The organism is Myroides albus, assembly GCF_009711045.1.
Classification (GTDB): Bacteria; Bacteroidota; Bacteroidia; order Flavobacteriales; family Flavobacteriaceae; genus Flavobacterium; species Flavobacterium album_A.
On the sequence record NZ_WMJX01000078.1, the window covers coordinates 1 to 6,033 of the forward strand.

The 6,033-nt window shown below is 36.2% G+C and carries 5 protein-coding genes; 3 read left to right on the forward strand and 2 right to left on the reverse strand.

Annotation, left to right across the window (positions count from 1 at the left end):
- The first annotated feature begins 112 nt into the window (after nucleotides 1-112).
- Both GJV76_RS15000 and GJV76_RS15005 read left to right on the forward strand, forming a co-directional pair.
- Entirely contained in the window at nucleotides 113-982 is an 870-nt protein-coding gene (locus GJV76_RS15000; protein ID WP_196216243.1) for an ATP-grasp domain-containing protein, read from the forward strand.
- Nucleotides 983-1,135: 153 nt separating this feature from the next.
- Complete coding sequence (locus GJV76_RS15005; protein ID WP_155093400.1) at nucleotides 1,136-2,284, forward strand: leucine-rich repeat domain-containing protein; 1,149 nt, start codon at nucleotides 1,136-1,138, stop codon at nucleotides 2,282-2,284.
- A 74-nt stretch (nucleotides 2,285-2,358) separates the two neighbouring features.
- On the opposite strand, the gene GJV76_RS15010 is transcribed toward GJV76_RS15005, so the two are convergent.
- A complete protein-coding gene (locus tag GJV76_RS15010; RefSeq protein WP_155093401.1) occupies nucleotides 2,359-3,669 on the reverse strand; it encodes a DEAD/DEAH box helicase in 1,311 nt (436 codons plus the stop codon).
- A 1,039-nt stretch (nucleotides 3,670-4,708) separates the two neighbouring features.
- Nucleotides 4,709-5,011, reverse strand: a complete 303-nt coding sequence (locus GJV76_RS15015) for a hypothetical protein (RefSeq protein WP_155093402.1) — start codon at nucleotides 5,009-5,011, stop codon at nucleotides 4,709-4,711.
- Between the two features lie 285 nt (nucleotides 5,012-5,296).
- Between GJV76_RS15015 and GJV76_RS15020 the strand changes: the two genes are divergently transcribed.
- On the forward strand, nucleotides 5,297-5,845 hold the full coding sequence (locus GJV76_RS15020; protein WP_155093403.1) for a GNAT family N-acetyltransferase: 549 nt from the start codon (nucleotides 5,297-5,299) through the stop codon (nucleotides 5,843-5,845).
- Nucleotides 5,846-6,033: the final 188 nt, after the last annotated feature.

Consider the following 6,033-nt stretch of genomic DNA (forward strand, 5'->3'; position numbering starts at 1 on the left):
TCGAATTTAGAGGTGTCCTAAAAAAGGGAAGCCTACATTCTCACTGAAGTTATCAGGTATAGAGGTAGTCACTCCAGTTGACAATCCAAAAGATACAAATGATTTAGATTGGGTGTTTCCCGATACAGAAGAAGGGATTGATAAGGCAATCGCAAAAGGAGCCAAGATAATTTGGCTGAATACTGTTTTGTATAAAGGGCATCCGATAGAGAAGTATAAAGACAAGGGGCTAAAAATAGTAGGGCAATCAACCGAAGCAGTTGATCTATTTGACAATAAAGTGTATACTAATAATTTGCTAAGAAGCAAAGGTTTGCCTGTGTTGGAATCTAAGATGATAAGTCTTGACAATCACAAAGAGTTATCGAAAATAGCGACATATCCAAACGTCCTAAAACCAATAAGAGGTAGAGGAAGTGAGGGGGTAAGGGTTGTGGAGAATCAAAAACAGTTTGTAGAGACAGCTGAGGAGCTAATTAATTCTGGTCGATTTGGCGATACTATTTACACAGAAGACTTTCTACCTGGTGAGGAAATCACTATTACAGTATTACCTCCTGGGACTTATGTAGTACAAGGTGAAATACGCATACAAAAAACTTATTGGTGTTTTCCTGCTTTAAGGCGTTTTAATCACATAAACAATGTGATGCCCTATAATGGTGTGGTTGCTGTTACTGAGAATAGTGAAGTCTTACAAGCAAGTTTACAATCTTCGCAGGAAGTTGTAGATATTTTAAAACAGTGTGAGAAAGCGGCAAGTATTATTAATGGTCACGCGCCGATACGCATTGATTGTCGCGCTAATAAAGAAGGGAAGTACTTCATTTTTGACGTCAACTTAAAACCGAATATGACTGGTGCTTCAAGATCTCACCGAAAAGAGCAAGATAGTTTATCCTCTATCGCCGCGAGATTAGTACCATGGGGATACCGAGATTTAATTGTAAACGTACTCGGTACTCGTTGGGAGTATGTATAATATATAAAGCTCAGTAAATTCTTACTGAGCTTTTTTTGTGCTCAAGCCATTGGTTCTATACCCGTTTACCTTTTTGAATTATTACTATTGTTGAGTCTTTAAGACCGACATAATATTATCTTTGAACTTTAATGTTTTTAACCCAAGAAGTGTATGAATAATGGCAAGCCTTTTTTAATCTCTTTGACAGGAGTAGATAGTCACAAGATAAAGATCCCCAACGGGCAAGGTAGTTTTTCTATAGGAACCAAAGGTATCTCCCAAGGGAAATTTGATGCCGTAGTAGATGCTGGAGCTAAAGTTAATTGGCCTGTTTTTCAAGAAAGTCAATTTGAGAGCACCTACGCTTGGCCAAGGTTTTTTTACTATTCAGGTAATGATTGTTCTTTTGCCCAGTGGTCTATTGATAGGCGAATTGAAATGTTCTCTTGGAGACCCTATGAAGATGTTGTATTAGACGCTAGTGAATGCAATATTTCTCGATTGCACATTCACTCTTTTGGGAATAAAGTTCACTTGCAATTGGGAACTAAGGTTAGAGAACTGTGTTTATCAGGTGATTTAGAAGCCTTTATTTTTACAGGGATATGCGCACTTCAAAGGCTGACCTATAGCTTGCACAGTGATTCAACTGTAAATGCGATTCACTGTCTGCCTACTCATTCACTTTTTGAAAAGCTGCAGATTATTGATATTGAAAATTCAGCCATTGGAAAACCTTTTGATTGTCAGAGTCTTCTTCAGTTTCCGAATGTAGAAGTATTAAATCTAAGTGGAAATTTGATAAACCTTGAGGTGCTAAGTGATCTAAAGCATTTGAATTCCATTGGCATTCGAAATGCTCCTAATTTGCAAGGTTTTCCCTCTTTGCATACTTGGAGTGGATTGACCAGCTTTATTGGATGGATTGTTGAAGAACAAGGAGGTAAACAATTACAGAAGGAGTTGAAAGAGTTACTAGTCAAAAGGGAAATGAGTTATTCAAATGTGAGTAAACTCAAAAAGCAAAATTGGTTCTTAACCGAATATTCCCTGCCTTTTAAGGGGTGGGAGGGAAAGAATGAGAAAGTAGCTACGAAAAAGTACAAGGAAACTTTAAAGAAGGTAGCGAAGGCACAGACAGAAAATCAAGTTGAAATTCTATTTCAAGACATTATTCAATTCTTCAACACCCTTGAAGATATTGAAACCATTGAACGAGAAGATATAGGAGAGGCTGTTGCTTTATTAGCCAAAGCTTCTAAAAGGATCGTCACAGATGAACAAGCTAATTTATGGTTTGATACTTATAGAGATTATTAAAAAAGATATCGCATCTACCACAGATTTGGTTGATGCGATATTTCTATATGTTGTTCTTGCAATACTCAATTTGATTAACTCTTGGCAATAGCAATTTTAACTTTTTTATTCTTAATTTTTGCTTGTTCGAGTTTTTTTAAAATCGCTTTGACTTTGACGGCATTGATAGCCACAAACGATTGTGTATCTTTTACTTCAATGAGCCCAATATCTTCTTTCTGTAAACCTCCGGTTTTGATAAAGAAACCAACGATATCCACTTTATTTACTTTGTCTTTCTTTCCAGCACTGATATAAACAGTCAAAAAGTCTGTGCGATTATCTATCTTGTGATTTCCCTTCAGTACTTCGATTGGCAAATTGGGGTCTATGAAGTCTATTTCTTCTTCTTTGGTTGTGATGATATACACCTTTCCCTTGTTTTTCATTCGCGCAGTACGCCCGTTTCGATGTGTAAAGGTTTCCTCTTTGTCAGGTATTTGATAGTGGATGACATGGCCAATTTCGGGAATATCTAATCCACGTGAAGCCAAGTCCGTAGAGATCAAAATATGACAGCTTTTGTTTCGAAACTTTAGGATAGCGCGTTCTCTATCCTCTTGTGTCATACCACCGTGAAATGCGCTATTGCTAACACCTTTATTGGTTAAGGTCTCGCTAATTCGATCTACAGCATCTCTGTGATTACAGAAAATCAGCGTAGTATCTCTGCCAATTTTGGCCAATAGTTTAATTGTAGTTTCCAGTTTTTCTTCTGCTGGAGCAATTACCTTGCTGAATGTCAAGTCAGGTTTAACTTCTTCAGTACTTAAAAATTCAATTACAGCAGGCTTTTGTATACCTGTGAAAACAGGAATTTTGTCGAGTTTTGTAGCAGAAGTAAGCATTCTAAAAGACGTATGGGCAAAGGAGTTAATGATAAAGTCCATATCCTCTTGGAACCCCAATTCTAAAGCCTTGTCAAATTCGTCTATTACATAGCTCTTTACGCTATCTGTTTCAAATGAACTCTCCTTGATGTGAAAAGCAATTCTCCCAGGAGTTCCGACAAGAACAGCAGGTGGAGTACTAAAGTTATTCATTTCTACACGTGTTGAATGACCTCCATAACAGGCATTAATTTTAAAGCCTGTTCCCATTTTTTTGAAGACAGTTTCTATTTGCAATGCCAGTTCTCTTGTAGGTACTAAGATAACTGCTTGTACGCCTTTTGCATTGGCATTCAAGCGATCCAAAATAGAAAATAAGAAAGCTAATGTCTTTCCAGAACCTGTCGGTGAAAGTAAAACGATATTTTGATTTTTCTGTGCAGTAAGATACGTTTGCTCTTGCATTGTATTCAGAGCAGATATATCCAAATTCTTTAGTATTCGTGCTTTATCCATAGGGCAAAGGTAGTGCATAAATAGATTTGCTAAAGGAAGTTTTTAATCTAAATCAGGTTCAAAAGCGAAAAGATTGTCTTGAAGTCCATATACATTGTCGCACAGTGGGCAAAAATTATTGCGATCGCCTATCAATACTCAAGTATTGGAAATCTTCATATTGTAAAAGTTTATTGTACCCAATAGATAGTAAGAATCAGTTTCAAGATATTCTGCCAAGCTTAGTTGTTGAATTTGTGGAGGGAGTTCGTACTTCTTTTTTCTTCAATAAGATAGCGAATGTTATCGATTTTCTTTTTAGGCAAGAAAAGGGAACCTCTTTACTTCTGTCTGTTTTATAACGAGGAATACTCACTTTATTAAGTAGGCGTAATTAGCTACATGCTATGATTCAATATTTCGATTGGAATCGGTTGTTTTGCTGTTGGCTCTAAATGCTATATCCTGACTCTGTAGGCAAATTGGGACGGCCTTACAAAAAAGAAGAGTTGCACTTTGTCTTATGTCTATTGGTAAGAGTAATGAGCTGTATTTATGTTAGACTTTTTCTTGTGTTATTATTATACAACTTCTCACCGAATTTTTTTTCCTGCTATCATCAACTTTTCAGCGTGTTGTTTTTTAAATCAGTGCTATTTTTCTTGCACTTTCTTGGGGTATGTTAGGGGTTTGCTGGGGGTTTCTTAGCTAAAAGTGCTGTTTTCTCGAAGAAAGGTGCAAGAATACCCCAAGAAAAGTGAGAGAAAGGCCGATTAAGAAGTTGTATAAGGAGCAGTAAAATGGAGTGGATATTCTGATAATAAATCTGTCAAGCTGTATTGTGCTATAACGCATATAATCAAAGCTAATCCATTGATTAAATTAGCCTTGACACAAACGATCTAATTTCTATAAAGAGGTAATGCAGTAAAATATTAGATAAGCTCTTAAATGGGCTAAAAACAGCTGTAGGATGCTTTTAGATTTACGTTTTAAGCGTAAAAAAGCTCCTTAGTAGAAAACTAAGAAGCTTTAATAATTGTATTCGTATGTAACTAAATTAGGCGTTTCTCTGATCACTGCATCTTCTGTGATTATGCTGTTGTTCATTGCAATGTTTCTTGTGATTCTGTTTGTATTCTCTTGAGAATGCTGCACAATCGTATGTTGCTTTGCAGTTCTCGTCACAATTGAGATGTCTATTGTAGTGATTTTTGATGTGTTCACAATCTTGATTGCAATCTTGGGTGCACACATGTGTACAGATTTGCTTTTGTTCTTTGGTGTTAGACTTTACATCTTGAGCTGATAAACTAAAGCTAAATAGTACAGCTATAGCTAATGCCGAAACAATCTTTTTCATGGTCAATAATTTTAGTGTTTAATACTTTTGCTAAAAAAGGAGTTGCCCTTTTGTAACGGTTCTTTACAAAGATAAGGTGCTTTCTAGACAGCAAGTTTAGGTAATGAGGGCATTGGTTGTGCTAATTACTGATTGTTGTAAGTAATTGTGTATTAAGGGGTAAGTTTTCATCTTCTTCATGCGTTTTCTCCATAGTGGTAGGAATTGTGCAATTGAAATTGATTTTATCCTTTATCAAACCTAATAATTCTTATTTTTACTTTGATACTTAAAAGAAGATAAAAGATGTTAGATATAAATATTGTTCCCTTTCCTATTTTGGAAACAGAGCGTTTGACGTTGCGTTGTGTTGACCTAAACGATGCAGTAGAAATGTTTGAAATGCGTTCCAATGCAGATGTGATGAAATACATACCTGTTGCCTTAGCGCAGCAACAAGACGAGGCAGTGACTTATATTGAGTCCTTAGCAAAGCGCATGGAAGATAAAGAGTGTATTAATTGGGCAATAACTGAAAAAGGCAGTTCAAAAATGATAGGAACAATCGGTTTTTATCGCATGAAGCTCAATCATTATCGAACGGAGATTGGCTATATGTTACACCCTTCGTATCACGGTAAAGGATATGTCCCAGAAGCAGTTCGTTGCTTGATCGAATATGGTTTCAAGCAATTGGGATTTCACTCTTTAGAGGCTATTATTCAGGTAGAGAATGTTGCCTCTATGCGCGTGCTTGAGAAGTGTGGGTTTGTCAAAGAGGCTCATTTTACAGAGAACGAATATTTCAATGGTAGGTTTATGGATACAGCTGTGTATTCTTTAATTAATCGTTAACAGCATAAAAAACACCTTATAGAGGTGTTTTTTTGTTTTGTATAAAGAGTGTATTGCTTAAAAGATTCACATTGACTAATTCTTTGTCAAGATTACTTTTTCTTTCTGTGTTTAGGAGTACGCCTGTTTGTATGGTTTGGGTGATATAGGGGATCAATCTCAAAAGTTGTGTGTGAATTAAAAACTAC